At 64.7% G+C, this 18,856-nt stretch carries 19 protein-coding genes; 9 read left to right on the top strand and 10 right to left on the bottom strand.

Annotated elements, in window-relative coordinates; genetic code table 11:
- Nucleotides 1–56: 56 nt before the first annotated feature.
- The 6 genes from ACFTWF_RS21250 to ACFTWF_RS21275 are packed head-to-tail and all read left to right on the top strand — an operon-like array spanning nt 57 to nt 4,618.
- Nucleotides 57–1,253 carry an NAD(P)/FAD-dependent oxidoreductase gene (locus ACFTWF_RS21250; protein WP_378463158.1) on the top strand — a complete coding sequence of 399 codons (1,197 nt, stop codon included), beginning with the start codon at nt 57–59 and terminating at the stop codon, nt 1,251–1,253.
- A gap of 10 nt (nt 1,254–1,263) precedes the next feature.
- Nucleotides 1,264–1,551 carry a hypothetical protein gene (locus ACFTWF_RS21255; protein ID WP_185727636.1) on the top strand — a complete coding sequence of 96 codons (288 nt, stop codon included), beginning with the start codon at nt 1,264–1,266 and terminating at the stop codon, nt 1,549–1,551.
- Entirely contained in the window at nt 1,548–2,861 is a 1,314-nt protein-coding gene (locus ACFTWF_RS21260; protein WP_378463159.1) for a Rieske 2Fe-2S domain-containing protein, read from the top strand. Before ACFTWF_RS21255 ends, ACFTWF_RS21260 begins: the two co-directional genes overlap by 4 nt.
- A 60-nt stretch (nt 2,862–2,921) precedes the next feature.
- Nucleotides 2,922–3,425, top strand: coding sequence for an aromatic-ring-hydroxylating dioxygenase subunit beta (locus tag ACFTWF_RS21265; protein WP_378463160.1), 504 nt, complete (start codon nt 2,922–2,924; stop codon nt 3,423–3,425).
- Nucleotides 3,426–3,466: 41 nt separating this feature from the next.
- Nucleotides 3,467–3,790, top strand: coding sequence for a non-heme iron oxygenase ferredoxin subunit (locus ACFTWF_RS21270; RefSeq protein WP_378463161.1), 324 nt, complete (start codon nt 3,467–3,469; stop codon nt 3,788–3,790).
- A gap of 45 nt (nt 3,791–3,835) precedes the next feature.
- Entirely contained in the window at nt 3,836–4,618 is a 783-nt protein-coding gene (locus tag ACFTWF_RS21275) for an SDR family NAD(P)-dependent oxidoreductase (protein WP_378463162.1), read from the top strand.
- Between the two features lie 161 nt (nt 4,619–4,779).
- On the opposite strand, the gene ACFTWF_RS21280 is transcribed toward ACFTWF_RS21275, so the two are convergent.
- From ACFTWF_RS21280 to ACFTWF_RS21325, 10 genes are all read right to left on the bottom strand, one after another.
- Nucleotides 4,780–5,748 carry a zinc-binding dehydrogenase gene (locus ACFTWF_RS21280; protein WP_378463163.1) on the bottom strand — a complete coding sequence of 323 codons (969 nt, stop codon included), beginning with the start codon at nt 5,746–5,748 and terminating at the stop codon, nt 4,780–4,782.
- Nucleotides 5,749–5,793: 45 nt separating this feature from the next.
- On the bottom strand, nt 5,794–6,633 hold the full coding sequence (locus tag ACFTWF_RS21285) for a mycofactocin-coupled SDR family oxidoreductase (protein ID WP_378463164.1): 840 nt from the start codon (nt 6,631–6,633) through the stop codon (nt 5,794–5,796).
- A 51-nt stretch (nt 6,634–6,684) separates the two neighbouring features.
- The gene (locus tag ACFTWF_RS21290) at nt 6,685–7,062 is read right to left on the bottom strand and encodes a nuclear transport factor 2 family protein (RefSeq protein WP_378463165.1); all 378 of its coding nucleotides are present in this window, start codon (nt 7,060–7,062) and stop codon (nt 6,685–6,687) included.
- 22 nt (nt 7,063–7,084) lie between these two features.
- Nucleotides 7,085–8,677, bottom strand: a complete 1,593-nt coding sequence (locus ACFTWF_RS21295; RefSeq protein WP_378463166.1) for an FAD-dependent oxidoreductase — start codon at nt 8,675–8,677, stop codon at nt 7,085–7,087.
- A 555-nt stretch (nt 8,678–9,232) separates the two neighbouring features.
- Nucleotides 9,233–9,829 carry a hypothetical protein gene (locus ACFTWF_RS21300; protein ID WP_378463167.1) on the bottom strand — a complete coding sequence of 199 codons (597 nt, stop codon included), beginning with the start codon at nt 9,827–9,829 and terminating at the stop codon, nt 9,233–9,235.
- A gap of 504 nt (nt 9,830–10,333) precedes the next feature.
- Nucleotides 10,334–10,606, bottom strand: coding sequence for a nuclear transport factor 2 family protein (locus ACFTWF_RS21305; RefSeq protein WP_378463168.1), 273 nt, complete (start codon nt 10,604–10,606; stop codon nt 10,334–10,336).
- 669 nt (nt 10,607–11,275) lie between these two features.
- On the bottom strand, nt 11,276–12,439 hold the full coding sequence (locus tag ACFTWF_RS21310; RefSeq protein WP_378463169.1) for an acyl-CoA dehydrogenase family protein: 1,164 nt from the start codon (nt 12,437–12,439) through the stop codon (nt 11,276–11,278).
- Between the two features lie 136 nt (nt 12,440–12,575).
- On the bottom strand, nt 12,576–13,217 hold the full coding sequence (locus ACFTWF_RS21315; RefSeq protein ID WP_378463170.1) for a 3,4-dihydroxy-2-butanone-4-phosphate synthase: 642 nt from the start codon (nt 13,215–13,217) through the stop codon (nt 12,576–12,578).
- 59 nt (nt 13,218–13,276) lie between these two features.
- Nucleotides 13,277–13,774: a flavin reductase family protein gene (locus tag ACFTWF_RS21320; RefSeq protein WP_378463171.1), complete on the bottom strand. Its 498-nt coding sequence runs from the start codon at nt 13,772–13,774 to the stop codon at nt 13,277–13,279.
- A gap of 148 nt (nt 13,775–13,922) precedes the next feature.
- Nucleotides 13,923–15,203 carry a PucR family transcriptional regulator gene (locus tag ACFTWF_RS21325; RefSeq protein WP_378463172.1) on the bottom strand — a complete coding sequence of 427 codons (1,281 nt, stop codon included), beginning with the start codon at nt 15,201–15,203 and terminating at the stop codon, nt 13,923–13,925.
- Nucleotides 15,204–15,505: 302 nt separating this feature from the next.
- Between ACFTWF_RS21325 and ACFTWF_RS21330 the strand changes: the two genes are divergently transcribed.
- The 3 genes from ACFTWF_RS21330 to ACFTWF_RS21340 are packed head-to-tail and all read left to right on the top strand — an operon-like array spanning nt 15,506 to nt 18,784.
- Nucleotides 15,506–16,078 (top strand): VOC family protein, encoded by a 573-nt coding sequence (locus tag ACFTWF_RS21330; protein ID WP_012691786.1) that lies wholly within the window; start codon nt 15,506–15,508, stop codon nt 16,076–16,078.
- A 56-nt stretch (nt 16,079–16,134) separates the two neighbouring features.
- Nucleotides 16,135–17,025: a fumarylacetoacetate hydrolase family protein gene (locus ACFTWF_RS21335; protein WP_378463173.1), complete on the top strand. Its 891-nt coding sequence runs from the start codon at nt 16,135–16,137 to the stop codon at nt 17,023–17,025.
- Nucleotides 17,018–18,784 carry an FAD-dependent oxidoreductase gene (locus ACFTWF_RS21340; protein WP_378463174.1) on the top strand — a complete coding sequence of 589 codons (1,767 nt, stop codon included), beginning with the start codon at nt 17,018–17,020 and terminating at the stop codon, nt 18,782–18,784. The genes ACFTWF_RS21335 and ACFTWF_RS21340 overlap by 8 nt, the downstream gene beginning before the upstream one ends.
- Nucleotides 18,785–18,856: the final 72 nt, after the last annotated feature.

Below are 18,856 nucleotides of genomic sequence, written 5' to 3' on the forward strand. Positions count from 1 at the left end.
TTCCAGCCGCCGGAACCATGCACACTCCGGACGCGGCGGGTGGCTACGTTTCGACTATGTCCTTCCTGATCGTCGGCGCCTCGGTTGCAGGCACCAGAACAGCAATCGCTCTGCGGCAGCGTGGTTTCGCCGGGCGCATCGTGCTCGTGGAGAGCGAGGAGCACTGGCCGTACGACAAGCCCCCGCTGTCCAAGGATCTCCTGGCCGAGGGAGATGTTCCGGACGTCCCGCGCCTCCTCACCCCCGAACTCGCAGCGGAGTTCGACCTCGACGTCCGGCTCGGTGTACGCGCCACCGCCCTGGACCCCGAACGGCAGGTGGTGGTCACCCACACCGGCGAGGAGTTCTCGTACGAGCGGTTGGTGATCGCGACCGGCGCCCGAGCCCGGACCCTGCCGATTCCCGCCGAACTGGCCGGGGTTCACACATTGCGCACGCTCGACGACGCGACCGCGCTACGAGACGCTCTCGCCGGCGGGCCACGGGTGGCCGTCGTCGGGGCCGGGTTCATCGGCGCCGAATTTGCCTCCGCGGCACGAGGGCGTGGGCTCGACGTCACCCTGATCGAGGCACTCGAGGTCCCGATGAGCCACATCTTCGGCGACGAGGTCGGCCACGAGATCTCCTCGCTCCACACCCTGGGCGGGGCCCGGCTCGTCACCGGAGCGCGGGTCGAGCGGTTCCTCGGCAGCGAGCGGGTCGAGGGGGTCGTCCTCGCCGACGGAACGGAAGTTCCCGCCGACCTCGTCGTCGTCGGCGTCGGTGCTGAACCGAATACGCGGTGGCTCGCGGGCAGTGGGCTTCCCATCGACGGCGGGGTGCAGTGCAACGACCGCTTCGAGGTCGACGGCTTCCCGTCGATCTTCGCCATCGGCGACCTCGCCCTGCGTCGGCATCCTCTGTTGGGTGTGACTGCTCGGATCGAGCATTGGACCAGTGCCGGCGAGCAAGCCGACGCCGTCGCGGCGATCGTCACCGGTGCCGAGCCCTCTTCAGCGCAGCTTCCGTACGTATGGTCCGACCAGTACGGCTCCCGGATCCAGATTGTCGGGATGCCCTCGCTCGGCGCACTCGCCCATCGTGAGGGGTCGATGTCGGAGGGCCGGTTCCGTGCCGTCTACACCGACGCCGACGGCAACCCGGTAGCGCAGGTCAGCGTCAACGACGCCCGAGTCGTCGCTGCATTTCGCAAGAACCACCGTCGCGGCGGGAGTCTCGTGGACCTCGTCGGCGAACAGACTCCCGCCCGATAAGGAAGGCACCATGCGCCAAATTCAGCATTTCAAAGGTGGCCCGGACAAGATCCTTCACATCGAGACCGAGGGCTGCAAGGTCAACGTGATCATCGGGACCCACGACCTGAGCAACGAGGTCTTCACGACCGTGGAGATTCTGCCCGCCGAACCGGACGACGACGGACGGAACTGGATGGCAATCGGTCCCACCGCCGTGCTGGTCGTCCCGGCCACCGGCTCCGATCCCGACAGTTGGCTCTTCCGAGATATCGCCGCAGCCAACCCGACACCGCACCAGAACGGATCCTCCTCATGACCGCAGAGCAATTCATCATCGACGACCGCGAGAACAACCTGTTCCGGGTCAACCGCGAAGCCTTCACGTCGGACGACGTGTTGCAGCGCGAGCGAGAAGAGATCTTCGGCAAGACGTGGCTGTATGTGGGTCACGAGTCCGAGATTCCCGGCAAGAACGATTTCCAGACCCGCGACGTCGGCGGCCGGCCGGTGATCTTCAACCGCGACCGCAACGGTGACGTGCGGGTGCTGCTCAACACCTGTCTGCACCGCGGGTCCTCCGTCTGCCGGCACTCCTCGGGTAACGCCAAGATCTTCACGTGCTTCTATCACGGCTGGGCGTACCGGAATTCGGGTGAGCTGGTCAACGTGCCCGGCAACGAGGACTACAAGAGCGACCCGGCAGCGGTGTACAAGGGTCTGCAGTCCCCCGCACAGGTCGACTCCTACCGCGGACTCTACTTCGTGAACTTCGATCCCGACGCACCCGACCTCTTGACCTTCCTCGGTGAAGCCCGCTACTTCATCGACCTCGCAGCCGATCAGTCCCCCGAAGGCGTCGCCATCCTCGAGGGCACCCACAAGTATTCGCTGAAGGCAAACTGGAAGCTTCTCGTCGAGAACAGCATCGACGGATATCACGCCAAGTCCGTGCATCACACCTATTTCGAGATGATGATGGAACTGGGTGCCACACCCCCGATGCTGGGCCAGGACACCGTCAACGGTGTGGCACCGGCCGGCATGGGCACCGAATTCCCGAACGGTCACGCCACGTTGATGTATCCGGCAAACGGCCTCCCCCTGGCCACCGACAGTGTCAAGCAGACCCTCGCCGGCCTGCGATCACAGGCAGAACAGGCCTTCGGTGAAAACTACGCCAACGCGATGTTCGGACTTGCACGAAATTCGGTGTTCTTTCCCAGCCTCATTCTGATCGACCTCAGCTTCGGACTGACGCTGCGCACGTTCTACCCGGTCAGCGCATCGGAAACCCTCGTCACCGGCTGGCAGATCATCCCCAAGGGTGTCGACGAAGAGTTCGTCAGATATCGCATCGACAACGCGCTCACGTTCTGGGGACCGGCGGGGCTCGCAACCCCGGACGACGTCGAGGCGCTCGAGCAGGCCCAGAAGGGGTTCGGCGCACGCGGCGAGGTCGGCTGGTCCGACGTGTCGAAGGGAATGGGCAAGCCGGTGCCGGCGGCCAACGACGAACTGCAGATGCGGTCGTGGTGGCGAGAATGGAACAGGCGCATCACCGGAGAACAGCTCCCCACCGAGGGCACGTCCTTCGTTCCCTTCGACAAGCAGGGTGTCGATGCCTGACCTCGCTCGATCATGCCGAATCGTCAACAACGCAGCTCGTCATCTCAGAAGGACATCCCTATGACTTCCGTGTCGGAAACCCCGTCCATCACCACTCGTCATGCAGTCGAGGAGTTCCTCTTCCACGAGGCCGGCCTGATCGATCAATGGCGGCTCGAGGAGTGGCTCGACCTGTTCACCCTGGACTGCACGTACGAAGTGCCCGCCACGGACCGTCCGGACGCGGACCCCGGTCTCACCTGGTCGCTCATCCACGACGGCCGGACCATGCTCGAACAGCGCGTGATCCGGCTCAAGAAGCCGGAAGCGCACGCGGAGTTCCCGCATTCCCAGACGAGCCGGATCGTCGGTAACGTGCGAATCCTGACCGAATCCGAGGACAGCGTCTCCGTCACCGCGAATTTCATCATCAACCGCGCCAAGGCCGGGAAATTCGACACATACGTGGGCCGCTACGACTACGACTTGGTTCCCCGGAATTCGTCGTTCATGATCCGCCGGAAACGGGCCGTCCTTGCCCACGACATGCTCGATCCCCAGGGCAAGATCAGCTTCATCATCTGAACGCATCCGCGCTGTACGAAAGGCCGACCATGGCACCAGAAATGTCCACCGAAGCTCTGATCTTCGCTTGCAACGCGGACGATCTGACCGACGGTGAAAACCTTCGGTTGGAGGCGGACGGCGGGATCGCCGTCTTTCGCGTCGACGGCGAATTCTTTGCCACGTCTGATTCCTGCAGCCACGAGAAGTGGTCGCTGGGCGAGGAGGGCGAACTCGAGGGGCACGAGGTGCTCTGCACGCTCCACATGGCCCGCTTCGACGTCCGCACCGGGGCGCCTCTGTGCTTTCCCGCGGTGCTGGCGCTGAAGAAGTACCGCACCGTGGTGACCGACGGCCGGGTGTACGTCGCACCGAGCGAAGACTGAACACCCTCGCGCCCAGTGCATTCCAGCGGAAGGTAGTACTACCACATGAACAGGTTCAAAGGCCGGACCGCGATCGTCACCGGGGCCGGCAGCGGAATCGGACGCGCCATCGCCGTGCGGCTCGCGGATGAGGGCGCGGACCTCGTCCTCGGAGATCTCAGTGCGGACGCGGTAGAGGCGGTGGCCGAACACCTTCGGCCCGGCAACGCGGCGTCGGTGACCACGGTGGTCGGGGACCTCTCGCGACGGGAGGACGCCGCCGAACTCGTCCGGCGGACGGTCACCGAGCGCGGCGCGGTCGACGTGCTGGTGAACTGTGCGGGCGGCGGTGTCATCCTCCCGACGTTCGACCACACCGAGGAGACGCTGCGGGCCACCATCGACCGCAATCTCTGGACGACCCTCTACACCACGCTCGAAGCACTCCCCCACATGGTCGACGCCGGGTACGGCCGGATCGTCCACATCGGGGCGGAATCCGTGCGCAACGGGCTGTACCGTCACGCGATCTACAACGCCGCGAAGGGCGGGGTTCACGCCTTCGGAACGGGGCTCGCCCGCGAGTTCGCGGATTCCGGCATCACCGTGAACACGGTCGCTCCGGCGTGGATCGAGACGCCGGAGGCGGCCGCGAAGCTGGCGTCCGCGGCCCCCGAGGTGAAAGAGGACATGGCGGTCTTCGGCGCGCAGATGCGCAACCTCATCCCGATGGATCGACCGGGAACAGTCGAAGAGGTCGCTGCCGCGGTCGCCTTCGTCGCCTCGGAGGAGGCCTCCTACGTCACCGGTCAGGTGATCAGCGTGAACGGTGGGTGCTCGATGCTGTGACCCGCGAGACGACGTCGAGGCGACGGAACTCCGCCACCTCGACGTCGTGGTCTCGAACGTCTACAGCGTTTCGACCAGCCCACCGTCCACCGGCAGGGTCACGGCATGAATGAAGTCGGCATCATCGCTGACGAGGAACCTCTGGGCCCGCACTCCGGCTCTCAGTCGAACAGTGCGACGAGCCGCTGCCCACCGACTTCACCGCGGGCCAACTGCTCCAGGCCGGAACCGATGTCAGCGAAACCGATCGACTTCGTCGAGATCGTCAGATCTCCGGACGAGATGAACTTCAAGACCTCGACCGTGTCGGCGGGTGTTCCCCCGATCGACCCCCGCAACTCCACCTCTTTCATGGTCAGAAGATGCGTGTTGATGGTTGCTTCCGACCGTCCGAGGCCGACCTGGACCACACGTCCACCATTGTTGACAACTTCGATTGCACCGGCAGTTGTCGTGCCGAATCCTGCGAAGTCGACAATCAGGTCGAGTTCGAACTCGGCAAGTTCCTTGACATCGCCGACAACCTGCTTGACGCCGCGTTCGATTCCGGCCGCGTGGACGCGGGGATTGATCTCGGCTGCGTACACCTCACCGCCGCCGAGCACTGCCAACCGCGCGGCAGTCATCCCGAGTCCACCGAGGCCGATGATCCCCACCTTCGTTCCGGGACGCAGTCCACCGCGAACGAATACCGCGTGGTATGAGGTCATCCCGGCGTCGGTTGCCGCGGCCGCCTGTTCGAACGGAACCTCGTCTGGAAGGGCGATGATCTCACTCGCAGGCGCCAGAGTCTTTTCGGCGTACGCGCCGTGGCGGCCGACTCCGATGTTCTTCTGTCCGAGAACTCCGCTCTTCCCGTCTCCCATGGCGCTGACTGCGACACGCTTGCCGACCGACACGTTGTCGACCCCGTCACCGACGGCGGAGACGATTCCGGCGGCTTCGTGACCGAGGATGATGGGGGTGAAGCCGAGGATCTCAGCCATCGTCCCGTCGGTGATGCCGACGTCCGTGTGACAGAGACCGGCCGCCGCAAGATCGACGACGACCTCGCCGGGACCCGGGGTAGGATCGGGGACATCGACAAGCTCGATCGGCGACCCGACACCGTTGAAAACCCACGCTTTCACGTTGAACTCCTTGACTTCTGGCTCGTACCGTCTTGGCCGATGCTGCTACTTGATCAGGAAGCCTGCATCGACCGGCAATGCAATTCCTGTGACGTACCGGGACTCGTCCGAGGCGAGGTAGAGAACGGCGTTGCTGATGTCGATCGAATCGACCCACGGGATGGGAAGAACGTTCGCGGCGCGGTAATTGGAATCGGGCTTCTCTGCGTCGGCACGGCTCGGGTGCTCGAGATGGGGCATGAAGAGCTTCATGACGGTCTCGTTCTGGATCATCGGAGTGTCGACGTTGGTCGGAAGCACCGAATTGACTCGGATGAATTGCGGTCCGAGTTCGAGTGCCAGTGACTTCATCAGTCCCAGGACACCGTGTTTGGCAGCGACATAGTGACCGAGGTTCTGCACGCCGGCCGCTCCGGCGGCGGATGAAGTCAGAACGATGGACCCTCCGCGTCCACCCGCCACGATGTGCGGGACTGCAGCGTTCACCGTGTGAAACACCCCGGTCAGGTCGATATCGATCACGTCCTGCCAAGTTTGTTCGGGCAGACCGACGATCGGCCCGGTCGACGCGATCCCGGCGTTCGCGGAGACGATGTCGAGTCGTCCGAGTTCGGCGACGCCTTCGGCCACGGCGCTCTCGAGTGCAGAACGATCCCGGACGTCAGCCTTGATCGCGACGATGCGTCGGTCGAGTTTCTCGACCAGGACGACAGTCTCCTGCAAGTCCTCTTCCGTGCCCATCGTATGATCGGCGCTCGCAACCTGGTCGCAGATGTCGATCGCGATGATGTCCGCGCCCTCTTCGGCCAGCCGGATCGCATGGCTGCGGCCCTGTCCCCGCGCCGCTCCGGTGATCAGCGCGACCTTGCCTTCTACTCGTCCCATCGTGGGCTCCTGTCAATGCTCGGGTTATTGGTTGTGAACGTCGGGATCGGGTCAGCTCAATCGGCTGGTGTCGACGTATACCCGCCAGCTGATGATGTCGGAGCCGGCGAGCTCCACGAACGACGAGCCTTTGACCTTGACCTCGTTATCTTCGGAAAAGAGGTAGGACACTGTGATTTCGACGGCGACGGTGTTCTTCGCCGAGTCGACGACCAGGAGGTCAAGTTGATGGAGAACGGCGTGGAAGTTGCCCTTCCACGCCGACACGAATGCATCGATCGCCTCGACTCCCGCGACGGGGTCGACGTCGTTGAAGGCGAAGACTGCATCAGCGGCAAGCCGGCGCCGGAACACCTCCGGGTCGTTGGCATCCACCTCCCGGTAGAACGCGCGGATGGTCGACTCCAGGTCGATCGTCGTCTGAGTCATGTTCTTTCCTCTCTACGGCCGGTCACGCTCGAGTGATGTGCTGTGCCGCGAGGTACGCGGCGCATTGGATGAATCCGATGGTGTGCCCGCCGGCCCAGTAGGCCTCGCCGGACGGTGTTGCAGCGCAGTTTCCGACGGCGTAGAGCCCCGCGATGGGTGTGCCGTCGGGGCGAACCACCTGACTGTTCCTGTCGACGCGGGGACCGCCGGCGGTGTCGATGAGTGCCGGCCCCAGAATCGTGGCGTAGTACGGTCCCCGGGCGGTCAGCGGAGCCATCATCGGGTTGGGCCCTTCCCCGACGCCGAAGTAGGCGCTGAGGGCCTGCTCGATCGGCGTGGATCCCCGGGCGAAATCGTGGTCGACACCTTCGGCGGACATCTCTGCCCACCGATCGACCGTCGCGGTGAGGGTGGTACCGAAATCCGCATCCAACTCCACCTGGCCGGTGTATTCGCGGAGGCTCCCGAGCCGCTCGGCGATTCCCTTCTCGAGGTCCGTCAGCGAATCGGCGCGAATGACCCAGTAGTCGTCCGCGCCCTGCGGCGGGATCGGGTTGCCGAAACCTTCCCCGCCGAAACGCCGGGCCCGATCGTCCCAGATCGCGATGAGCGGGTTGTTGGGATAAGTGCCTCGCTGACTGTCCCAATCGAAGAACACCCGTGCAAAGTCGTGGTAGGGCACCTTCTCGCTGACGACACGCTTACCGAACCGGTTGACGATGATCATCGAGTCGCCCGGGATCATGAACGAGCCGCGGACCGCCGCCGGATCGCGCTGAAGGCGCTCGAGAACCATCGGCGCACGCATGCCCACGTTGAGGTTGGCAAGGTCTGCGCCGACATCGCGCGCGATCGAGAGGAGGTCTCCGGTGTTCGTCCGGGCCGCGCAACCGCCGACGTAGGAATGGTCCAGGAATCGCAATCGCAGTTGTGGGTCCTGTGTGAAGCCGCCCGTCGCGAAGATCACGCCACGGCGTGTCCGGATACGACTCGTTCGGTCCGCCGTCTCGACGACGGCACCGCTGATCGCGCCGTTCGAGTCCTGGACGAGGTCGATCACGCGGGACTCGGTACGAATAGGAACGTCGGCGTTGCGGCACGCTCGGGCCAACGTATCGATCAGGATGGATCCACCCGCGGGACCACCCTCGCTCTCCTCGGGAAAGAGGACGCGTCCTGTCGGCGCCGCGTCCTCGGCAAGGTGCGCGTAGTAGTCCGGGAAGTCCGCGGCATGTCCGAACTTCAGCCCAGCGACGTTTTCGTACGCTTCGGCCGCATCGGAGGCGTTGTCGTAGAAGGCCGCCAAGCCCTCGAACTCCCACTCGGGCAGACCCAGAGTCGGGTGGTCGGGGTTGTACAGACGCGGTCGGGACAGCTTCGCCATATACCGGAGGGCGTCGTCCCGTGGATCGGTCCTACCGCTGGCACGCAGATACTTGTTGTTCGGAATCCACATATAAGCCGCGGATTTCGCGGTGGTGCCGCCGATCGTGGCAGCCTTCTCGACGACGGTGACGTCGGCACCGTTCGCCGCAGCGATCACGGCAGATCCTAAACCTCCAATTCCACTTCCCGCGATCAGAATATCGACGGTCTCGTCCCACTCTCGAGTCATAACCAGCCTTTCACAGCATCAGTTCCGGAACGGAATTGCCCGGCCACCCTCAGCGCGACAACACAAGGGAAGGCGTTCCGATGTCTACCTGAACTACGTTCAACGAAAGTTGTTTCAATACAACAATATTCAGAGGCCACGCGGCGCTGCAGAACGTACTCGCGTGGATGATCGGCCGAGCTCATCCTGGAGAAGGCTGGACGCACTGCGCATCGCAAAGCTCCTTCTACCGTCAGCGATCTCGTCGAACAGAACCCGGTCAACCGAGATGCCGGCCCGCTCAGGTTCCTTCCGACGACCCACCGTGTGGCGTGTGCCACAATTACAGCTCAACGATGGCGAAGTACGCACTGGGATAGAACCCAGGGTTATCGCCCAGGATTGGTCCAGAAACCAACGGCGGCGCGAAGACCAACGCCCTGTACCGCCGACCCTCGCCAGACTGGCGGTATCGCGGCACTTCGAGCCAGTCGCGGACCGTGAGTGCGGGGATTGCGGGAGGTGCCCGAGTCGGCGCGCGCGTGAGACCGCCTCGACCCGGGTGCGGGCATCCAGCTAGCCCATGGCTCCACGCAGATAGCGCTTCACCGTTTCCAATTTGATCGATAGTCGCTGCGCAACCATCGCGTTGGTGCATCCGAGTCCAACATGGGTGAGGACGTCGATCTCACGACCGGCCGAGGTGATCTCGGTGGCGGGAAGGTCGACGCAGGACAGGCCGACGAGTGTGTCGGCGAGAGCGAGCAGGCTTGTCGCGACTGCCGAGTCCGGGGCGGTGCGCATCAGTGCCCGCAGCTCGGTGTGGACTTCGCGGACACCTTCGATCAATTCGGTTGTTGTCGGTGCGTGCCCACCATCGACAGGTGTGTCGATCCACTCGACCCGTCGATCGACTTCATCTCGAATTGTGAACTCGGTCGCGAATCGGTCCCCGGCGCCGGCCAGCATATCGAGAGTTCGCCCCCTGATCGGGGTGGACTGCCGAAGTGCGGCGTACATGATGGCCGGCGATTGGCCGCCGACCACCACCGGTATCGCAATGACAGATCGCAGTCCTTCGTTGATGACCGGCCGGTCGTCGTCGTGGGTGATGGACGGTGCCGTCGCGTAGTCGAGACCACTGGCGCCGAAGCGGGGTGATCGCGCGCCCACCCCGTCCCAACCTCGGCGCAATCAGTAGGCCGCGCAGTCCGGCAGTCCTGATTCCGAGTGTCTCGGAGATCTTCGGGATTCCTCGGAGACAGGGCCGCCGAATTACCGCGGGAGTCTCAAACCCCGCTGCGATGAGGCGTGGCTCGGCGCGCAGGGCATCGGCATCTCGAGGTCGGAGCAACCGCGCCGGAACTTCGGCCTCTGAAACCGGTACCACGACCTCCTCCGGGCAGGCGCCCAGTACCCGTTATACGAAAAGATAGTGATCCAACATGATTCACCCTTGCCAGAATTGGATACTCGAGGTTGTCGGGTCCCGAGCAGTCCTCCCGCCGTCGGCAGACAGTCGCGGGCGCTGAGACGCTCACGTTTCCCGGCTGAGCGATAGCTGCCCGGTGCGCTGAGTCGATGTCGGCGTGGAGGCCGATCCCGGCCGGCGCAAGATGTGCAGTGTGTGGCTCGACGAGGAGCAGACCCCCGGAGGCAGGGTCTGCTGTGGACGGTCTATTGCGTGGTGCCAGAGACAACGGGGCTGGGGTCCATGAAGATCAGGTATTCGGTCACTTGGTTCTGCTCGACGCGGGTGCGCGTCACGGCCGGGAGTGTGAAGGATTCACCGTTCAGCAAGGTGTAGGTCACCTCCACCCGGAGGGCGGCCACGTTGCCTTCCGACCATTCTTCGACGATCTCGTGGCGCATCGCCGCCACCGAGGTCAGGTACTGCGCTACCCAGGATTGAATCGCGTTCTTGCCGATGACGGAGACGTTGTTGCCCATGCGGAAGACGCAGTCGTCGGAAAGAATTCGAAGAATGCTGCGATGTCGGAGTCGGCGGCTTGGAGAAGTTTGCGGGTGGTCTCGACCTCGGTTGTAACTGTGGTCATCGCGGACTCTCTTTCTCTGTTGATGTGACGTATGGGGCCCGGCAGTGCGGGGTCGATCTGAATACGAGACGGGCACGACCTGGGGAGCGTCTGCAGCACTCAGGCCCAGTGCACAGTCTCGGTGGGGTCGATTCTCACCGGGGTGTCCGGATGTTGACGACGAGGATGGATCTCCAGGTTGTTCCGGAGAAAAATACGGTGTCCATTCCTGCGGAGTCGAAGCCGGTCATCGGACCGGCCGCCACGCCCGCGGCACGGATGACGAGAATGAAGTATCCCGCCGGAAGATCCGCGTTGAAGCCGCCGGTTCGCTCCCGATGTCGTCTTCGCGCGGTTACCCTCGTCCAGGTGCTCGAGCAGTCTGCGTCGGCCGTCGTCGCTGCGCACGAACTGCACGAGCATCGGTTGGGAGTTCGCGCCCCATGAACAGTAGGTGTTTGGCTGCGTCGTCGAGAAATTCGAACGTCGGGTTACTGCGCACCACTGTTGTCTTCTCTGGATTCTTGGGGTCGATGCCGATTCACCCTGTGATCGACTCGGATGCGGTGGCAGCAACAGCTCGTCAGAGGAGCGGATCGGTCACGGGCAGGTCGAGGGTGAACCGGCCGATCGTCTCCGAGGCCGTGTCGATGTCGAGGAAGGCGTGCACCGACAGGACGGACAGGTCGCGGAAGAACCGCTGGATTGGTGCGGAGTTCCGGTACCCGTCGCCACCGATGCCGCGAACCATGTCGTTGAGGGCGTTACGGGCCAGGTCTGCCAGATAGGCTGCCTTCAGCTTCATTTCGGCACGATTGCGGGGATCGGACTGCTCGGGTCGCTGCGCGGTGAGGCGCTCGAAGAAGGCGTCGAGGAGTGATTCGGCTGCGTCCGCGGCGGCCAGCGCCCGACCGAGCCGCATCTGGGCGGCTTGCTTACCGGAGGCCTTCTCCTGACTGATGGTTCCCTGACGATCCCGGGTGCGCTGAACGAACGCGTCCGCCGCGCCCCGCAGTGCACCGACGACCACAGGGGTAACCTCGGCCATCGCGAACGGCAGGAACGGCAGGTGGTACATGGGGTTGGGGTGGATCAGCTGTCCGGGAGCGGTACCGGCGAGGGCGAGGGCGAACGGTCCGGTGCGGTAGTCCGGGACGAAGACGTCGTCGACGCTGATGTCGTTGCTGCCGGTTCCGGACATGCCGGCTATGTACCAGGTGTCGAGGATCTTGACATCCTCGCGGGGCACGAGGAACCACAATGGGGTGGGGGCACTGCCTTCCTCGAACACGACTCCGGCGAAGGTGAACCATTCGGCGTGCACCGAGCCGGAGTTCCATGCCGTCTGCCCGGTGATGCGGTAGCCGCCGTCGACCTTCTGCACCTGCCCGAGAGGGGCGGCGGTGCCGGCAGTGAGGGTGTAGGGCTTGTCGGCGAACACTTCCCGTTGGGCCTGTTCGGTGAAGATGTTCACCCGCCAGGCCGCTCCGATGTAGAAGGAGGTGACCCATCCGGTCGACGGGCAGGCCGCGCTGATGGTGCGGACGATCTCGGCGGCGACGTCGAGTCCGAGTTCGAGTCCGCCATAGGCCTTCGGCGTCAACGTTGCCAGGATTCCCGAGTCGATGAGGTCGGTGATCGTCTCGTCGAGGGGAGCGCGATTCTCCTCGGTCTTCTGGGCACGTTCGGCGAAGGCTGGTGCCAGGGCGTGCACTCGGTCCATGAGCTCGGTGCGGGTGATGTCCATTGTTTCCTCCGGTGTGGGTGGGTGACTGTTTCGTGTGGCCGGGGTGCGCACAGCTCAGCGCAGGCGAGGACCGAGCCGGTGGTGTGGGGGTGCTGGTGAGTTTGGGCGTGCGGGTCGCTGCGGCCTCGCGGAGGGTTCAGTGGACGTCGTTCTCCAGGTCCGGACCGGCGACCAGTGTGAGCCCGTAGCGGTCGGCAAGGTTCTCGGCATCGCTTCGATCGCCGACACTGGTTGGGTCGGCGATGCCGTCGAGGTCGGCGAACACCGCGCCCGAGTACTGGGTTGCCGCCGCGTCGGTGAGCGCGAGGGCAAGGGAGGCAGCGGTCAGACGCGCTCGAAACTCCGCTGGTGTCACGCGAACCGGGACCAGGTGCCCGGGCCTGGCGAGGTCGTCGGCCACCGTGGTCGGGTCGGCGAGGGTTCGGGCGGTGTGTGCCCGGTCGGCGCCAGAAATCCCGGTGGTAATACCGGCAGCGGCGTCGACGGTGCCACATTGGCCATGACCGAGGGTGGACATGGTTCGAAGCGTGGGTGTCGCTTCGGGCAGTATGAGACGGTCACAGATCTGTTCGTGCAGCGCCACCTGCAGAAATCCTGTGGTGTGGCGGATCAGGAAGGCCATCTGCTCGGTGGTCGTGGCACCGGCACACCCGACGAGCACGACGCGGCGGTGATGGCTGAGAACAATCAGCTCGCCGTCGGCGAGGGTGCGAGTACCGGCGGCGATCGTCGACCATGCCCGTTGGCGCGAGGCGTGAAGCGGGAACGAGATCGTCATGGCGTGATTCCTTGCTGCGCGGTTGAGCTGGTCGCGGCGGACTGATCGAGTGGTTGGGGCTACACGGATTCGAGCGCCGAGTGCGTGCCGAAGACGCGACGGTGGTAGGTAAGCGGATCGCTGTAGTGGTTTTCCGCCGCGACGACGTGGCCGAGAACGACCACGTGGTCTCCGCCCTCGACGAACTGGTCGACGTGACAAGCGATCCACCCGGCGGCGCCTGCGATACGGGGGAGGTCGTGGTCGAGGTCCCACCGCACGCCGTGGAACTTACCTACTCCACCCTTCTTCGCGAACTTCAACGCGGTGCCGTGTTGGTTGCTAGCCAACACATTCAAACCGAACTTTCTCGATGCCGTGATGAGTTCGAGCGTCTCGGATCCCTTGTCCAAGGAAACCAGGACCATCGGAGGTGTCATCGACAGGGAGGTGAAGGCGCTGACGGTGGTGCCGAAGGGCAGGCCGCCGTCCATGGCGGTCACCACGGCGACCGGAGTCGCCACGTGCGCCATCACATCCTTGAACGCTTCCTGGACAGGACTCGAGGGAATGTGCATCGGAGACTTCCTTCTGTCGACTGTGTCCTACGCCACAAGTAGAACGCATGAGTTGCCTGGTTCGCACTACTGCAGAACCCAGGGTTCTCGCCGGGTTTTGGTCTCTGAACCAATTAGGTGGCGGGCCCTCCCTACCGACCGACGACCGCTACCACTGAGCGATGGCGGCGCCTCGAAGCCAGTCGTGGACCCTGAGCGCGGCACGCAGGTTGGTCGTCGATGCTCCAGGAGGATGCTCACACAGGCTCAGCGCCTTCTGAACGCGGTAGGTGACGGTGTTCTTGGAAATATGCTCGGCAGCAGCCACTTTTGCCAGACTGTGATCCATGTCGAGATAGCGGACGAGAGTGGATCGCAGATCGGCCATTCGTGAGTCGTCGGCGGCGAGGGGGCCCAGCAGACGACTGGCGAATCCGGCAGCGGCATCCGGTTCGGCGAGGAGGAGCACTTCGAGGGCGACGTCTTCGTGTGCGCACGTGACGTGTGGCAGATCCGCGCGAAGACGCACTATCCGCTCCACCGCCCGGGCCTCCACGTGGCTGCGCCGGAACCCGTCCACTCCGGATCCCGGCTGACCGACGACCACGGTGATGTCACCGAAATCCGGCAACGGTTCTCGTGGGACGTCACCCTGATCCGGCGCGACGGCACCCCACGCCCAGATGGTCTGGAGTCCCACGGGAATCACCAGCGTCGCTGTAGAGATGCCCCAGTGCCGCAGTACAGGGTCGACGATGCTTCGCAGGTCATGACGCGAATGCGGCCCGCTCCACGCGATGATCGCCACGTGGTGCCCGCCGAGCGGATATCCCAGTACCTCGTCTGCGCGAGAAAGGTCGACGGGTTCGGCTTCGATGATCTTCTTGACGAAGTCGAATCGAGCGGCGGAGACACCGGCCGCCCACGCGCTCTGCTCCTCGAGAAAGGTGGTGGCAGCGACGCCGGTGAATTTGTCCAGAACCTCGAAAAGCAGCACCGACACCCGTCGCAACTCAGCGCTGCTCTCCGTCGGTGGAATCAGTCGGAGAGCCGCGTCGAGGAGGGCGGCCGCGAGAACGGCGTATCCGACCCGGATCGAGCCGAGAAGGTCGTTGAGCTCCAGACCGCGGCGCGCGAAGTCGACCGCGACCTCCTCGACCTCGGCGCTCGCGAGGGAGGCGTCCGGCTCACCGAGGCCGGCGACCAGCGTCAGAGCCCGGAGCGTGGTCGACGTCGTCGCCCGGCGCACGGCGGCGAGCTGTGAGGCGCCTTCCCGAAGAACAGGCATCTCCCGCGAGATCGTGGAAGCGATATCCTCGCCGACCTCGACGGCCCAGGTCACAGCACCGTCGCCAAGGCTCGAGCGGATGCGATCCGCATCGAGACTGAGCCACTCGTGCTCGGATTGCCGGGGGCGGGTCCCCTCGAGTTCGTGAGTCCAGTGCGGCACTCGGCATCCTTCCACTCCGCCCCCCGGTCCCCGCGATACCGCCCTGTTGGGCTCTAGCCCAAATTACCCCGAAGTTCCTGGTCCTCAGCCAGTAGCAACACCTGCCGTAATCGAATGAAATTGTGACATCGATTCGTGACGGGCACCACAACGTCGGCATCCTCGGATCCGGCGTCGCCATGAGGCTCTTCACAGACGTCTCGGTCGCCGGCTAGGCACACCCGACGCTCGAGGGTGCGCCGGCCCGACCTCATCTATCCCTTCGCGGTTCCCGACTGCGAGCGGAGTCAAAGGAGTCAACGATGACCGCTACCCCCAAGTTCGCGCATGTCGTACTGCAGACCAGCCGGTTCGAGGAAATGCGCGACTGGTACTGCACGGTGCTGGACGCACATGTGGTCTACGAGGGACATGGCCTGTGCTTCATCACCTTCGATGAAGAACACCACCGCGTCGCATTGCTGGGAGCGCCGGTTCAGCTCGAGCCGAGGAATCCGGGTGCGGCGGGGATGCACCACACCGCCTACACCTTCGATACCCTCGACGACCTTCTCGATCGGTACGACTCGCTCAAGGAGAAAGGGATCGAGCCGAAGGTGCCGATCCAGCACGGGGTGACGACGTCGCTGTACTACCAGGACCCTGACGGCAACTTCGTCGAGTTGCAGATCGACAACTTCACCACCCCCGACGAGGCGACGGCCTACATGAACGGCCCCGAATACGGCAACAACCCGGTCGGGGTGTCGTTCGTACCTGAACTGATGCGGGAAGCCCTCGTGAAAGGCACACCGATCTCCGAGATCACCACCCACTCCTGGGCGTTGCAGACCAGCCCGGACCTCCCCGACCCGATGGCGGCGTTGACCAGCTGAGCTTGCCCGTGCTCGGCCCGGCAGAAGCACCTCACTCTCACCGAAGGACACCTTTCATGCGTGTGGCAAACCAATCCGGCCGGCTCACGATCGTGGCAGACGGGGTCGCCGTCGACGTCGAGCAGGCCAGCGGGTGCCGGTTCTCGCCGGACCCGCAGCACATCTTCGACCGGTGGGACGAGTTCACCGCCTGGGCGGCCACGGTGGACTCCACCGGCGGGGTGCCGGTGGTCGAGTCGGAGCTGGGCGCTCCGGTTCCCCGGCCCGGCCAGATCTTCGCCGTCGGAGTGAACTATGCCGACCACGTCGAGGAATCCGGCCTGACGCTGCCCGATGCTCCGTTCGTGTTCACCAAATTTCCCGCGTCGATCGCAGGTCCCTACGACACGATCGAACACCCGGGCGGGTCAGTCGATTTCGAGGTCGAACTCGTGGCGGTCATCGGCAAGGAGGCTCGGAACGTTCCCGTCTCGCAGGGCTGGGACCACGTTGCCGGGCTCACCCTCGGGCAAGATCTCTCCGAGCGGGACCTGCAACTGTCCGGTCCCCCGCCGCAGCAGTTCAACCTCGGCAAGTCGTTCGCCGGTTTCGCCCCGATCGGGCCGGTGCTGGTCACTCCCGACGAATTCGACGACCGCGACGACGTCGAGGTGAGCACGATCTTGTCGGGGGAACTCATGCAGAACTCGCGAACCCGGCATCTGATCTTCCCTATCCCGGTTCTCGTGGCCTACCTGTCGTCGATCCTCCCGCTGCGCCCCGGCGACCTGATCTTCACGGGAACCCCGTCCGGAATCGGATTCACCCGGGATCCCAAGCGGCTCATCGGCGTCGACGACGAACTCGTCAGTCGCGCCGAGGGTATCGGCGAGATGCGGCATCGCTTCACCGCCACCGATCGCCCGCACCCCCTCACCACTGTCTCCAGGAGCACCAACCATGTCTGACATCACCATCCCCGTACTCGTCGTCGGCGGAGGCGGGTGTGGCCTGACCACCTCGATCCTCCTCTCCGAGCACGGCATCGATCATCACCTCATCGAGCGGCACAGCGGCACGTCGCACCTGCCGAAGGCGCACTACCTCAACCAGCGGACGATGGAGGTGCTGCGCCAGGTCGGTGTCGCGGACTCGATCTACGCGGTCGGCACTCCACCGAAGAACATGGGCAAGACCCGCTGGGTCACCTCGCTCGGCGGTGACGGCGAACTCGATGGCCGCACGCTCTTCACGCTCGAATCGTTCGGCGGCGGACGGCTCGAGAGCGAATACGCGATCGACAGTCCGTGCCCGTCCAGCAACTATCCGCAGATCCGGCTCGAGGTGCTGTTGCGCGAGCATGCGGAGAAGCGGGCGCCGGAGTCGATCCACTTCGGGCGCGAACTCGTCTCGTTCGAGCAGGACGAGGACGGTGTCCGCGCGGTCATCCTCGTCCGGGAGACGCAGGAGACCTACACCGTTCACGCCCAGTACCTGGTGGCCGCCGACGGCGGCAAGACCGTCGGTCCCGAACTCGGCGTGACGATGGAGGGCCCGACCGGAATCCTCGACATGGTCAGCACCCACTTCACCGCCGACCTGTCGCAGTACTGGGAGGACGACGTCCTGATCACCTGGCTGCTCAACCCCGAGGGCGCGGGGTCCTGGAGCAGCGGCGCCATGGCCGCGATGGGACCGACCTGGGGCAAGCACTCGGAAGAGTTCGTCCTGCACTTCACGTTCCGGCCCGACGATCCCGCCCGCTTCGACGAGGACGCCATCGTTCCCCGGATCCGGGAACTGCTCAAACTGCCCGACCTGGAGATGAAGGTCCACAAGGTCAGCCACTGGATCCTCGAGGGGGTCCTGGCCGACAAGTACCAGGTGGGCCGCATCTTCCTTGCCGGTGACGCCGCGCACCGCCACCCGCCGACCACCGGTCTGGGATTGAATACCGCCATCCAGGACGCCCACAACCTGGCCTGGAAGCTGGCCGCGGTCCTCAAAGGTGACGCCGCCCCGGCTCTGCTCGACACGTACGAGCCCGAGCGCCGCCTCGTTGGCATGCGCAACGTCGACTGGGCGATGTTCACCTTCCTCAACCACATGGTCATCGATGCCGGTCTGGGCCTGATCCCCGGCCAGCCCCTCGAGGCGCAGATGCAGGTGTTCCGGGACTACTTCTCCGACACCCCGATGGGTGAGACCCGCCGCGCCCGAGCCGCCGAGGTCGTCAGCACCCAGCGCACCGAATTCCAGGCTCACGACCTCGAAATCGGCTTCTCCTACCAGGACGGTGCACTCGTCCCGGACGGCACCGAGGCACCGCCGCGCGACCCCATGGGCTCGACGTACTACCCCACCACCCGTCCCGGGCACCGCCTTCCCCACGCGTGGCTCGAGCACGAGGGCCGGCAGATCTCCACCCACGACCTCACCGGGAACAACGCTCACTTCGTACTCATCATCGCCGCCGACGGCGACCGCTGGTCCGATGCTGCCCGGTTGGCCAAGGACAAGTTCGGGGTCCAGATCAAGGTTGCCCAGATCGGCGCCGGCACCGACTACACCGACCCCACCGGCCGGTGGGGTGAGCTCCGCCAGATCGAGGACACCGGCGCGATCCTGGTCCGCCCGGACAATCACGTCGCCTGGCGCAGCGTCGGCGCCACTGCCGACGCCGCCGACGAGCTCATCGGTGCACTCGGAACCGTGCTCGCACGCTGACACCACCGCACGAAACCCCTCCCCTGCGGGCAGGCCAAGCACCATGTCTGCCCGCGGGCGGGAAGCACAGGA

This window comes from Rhodococcus sp. NPDC056960 (assembly GCF_042674125.1).
In the GTDB taxonomy this organism is placed as follows: domain Bacteria; phylum Actinomycetota; class Actinomycetes; order Mycobacteriales; family Mycobacteriaceae; genus Rhodococcus_F.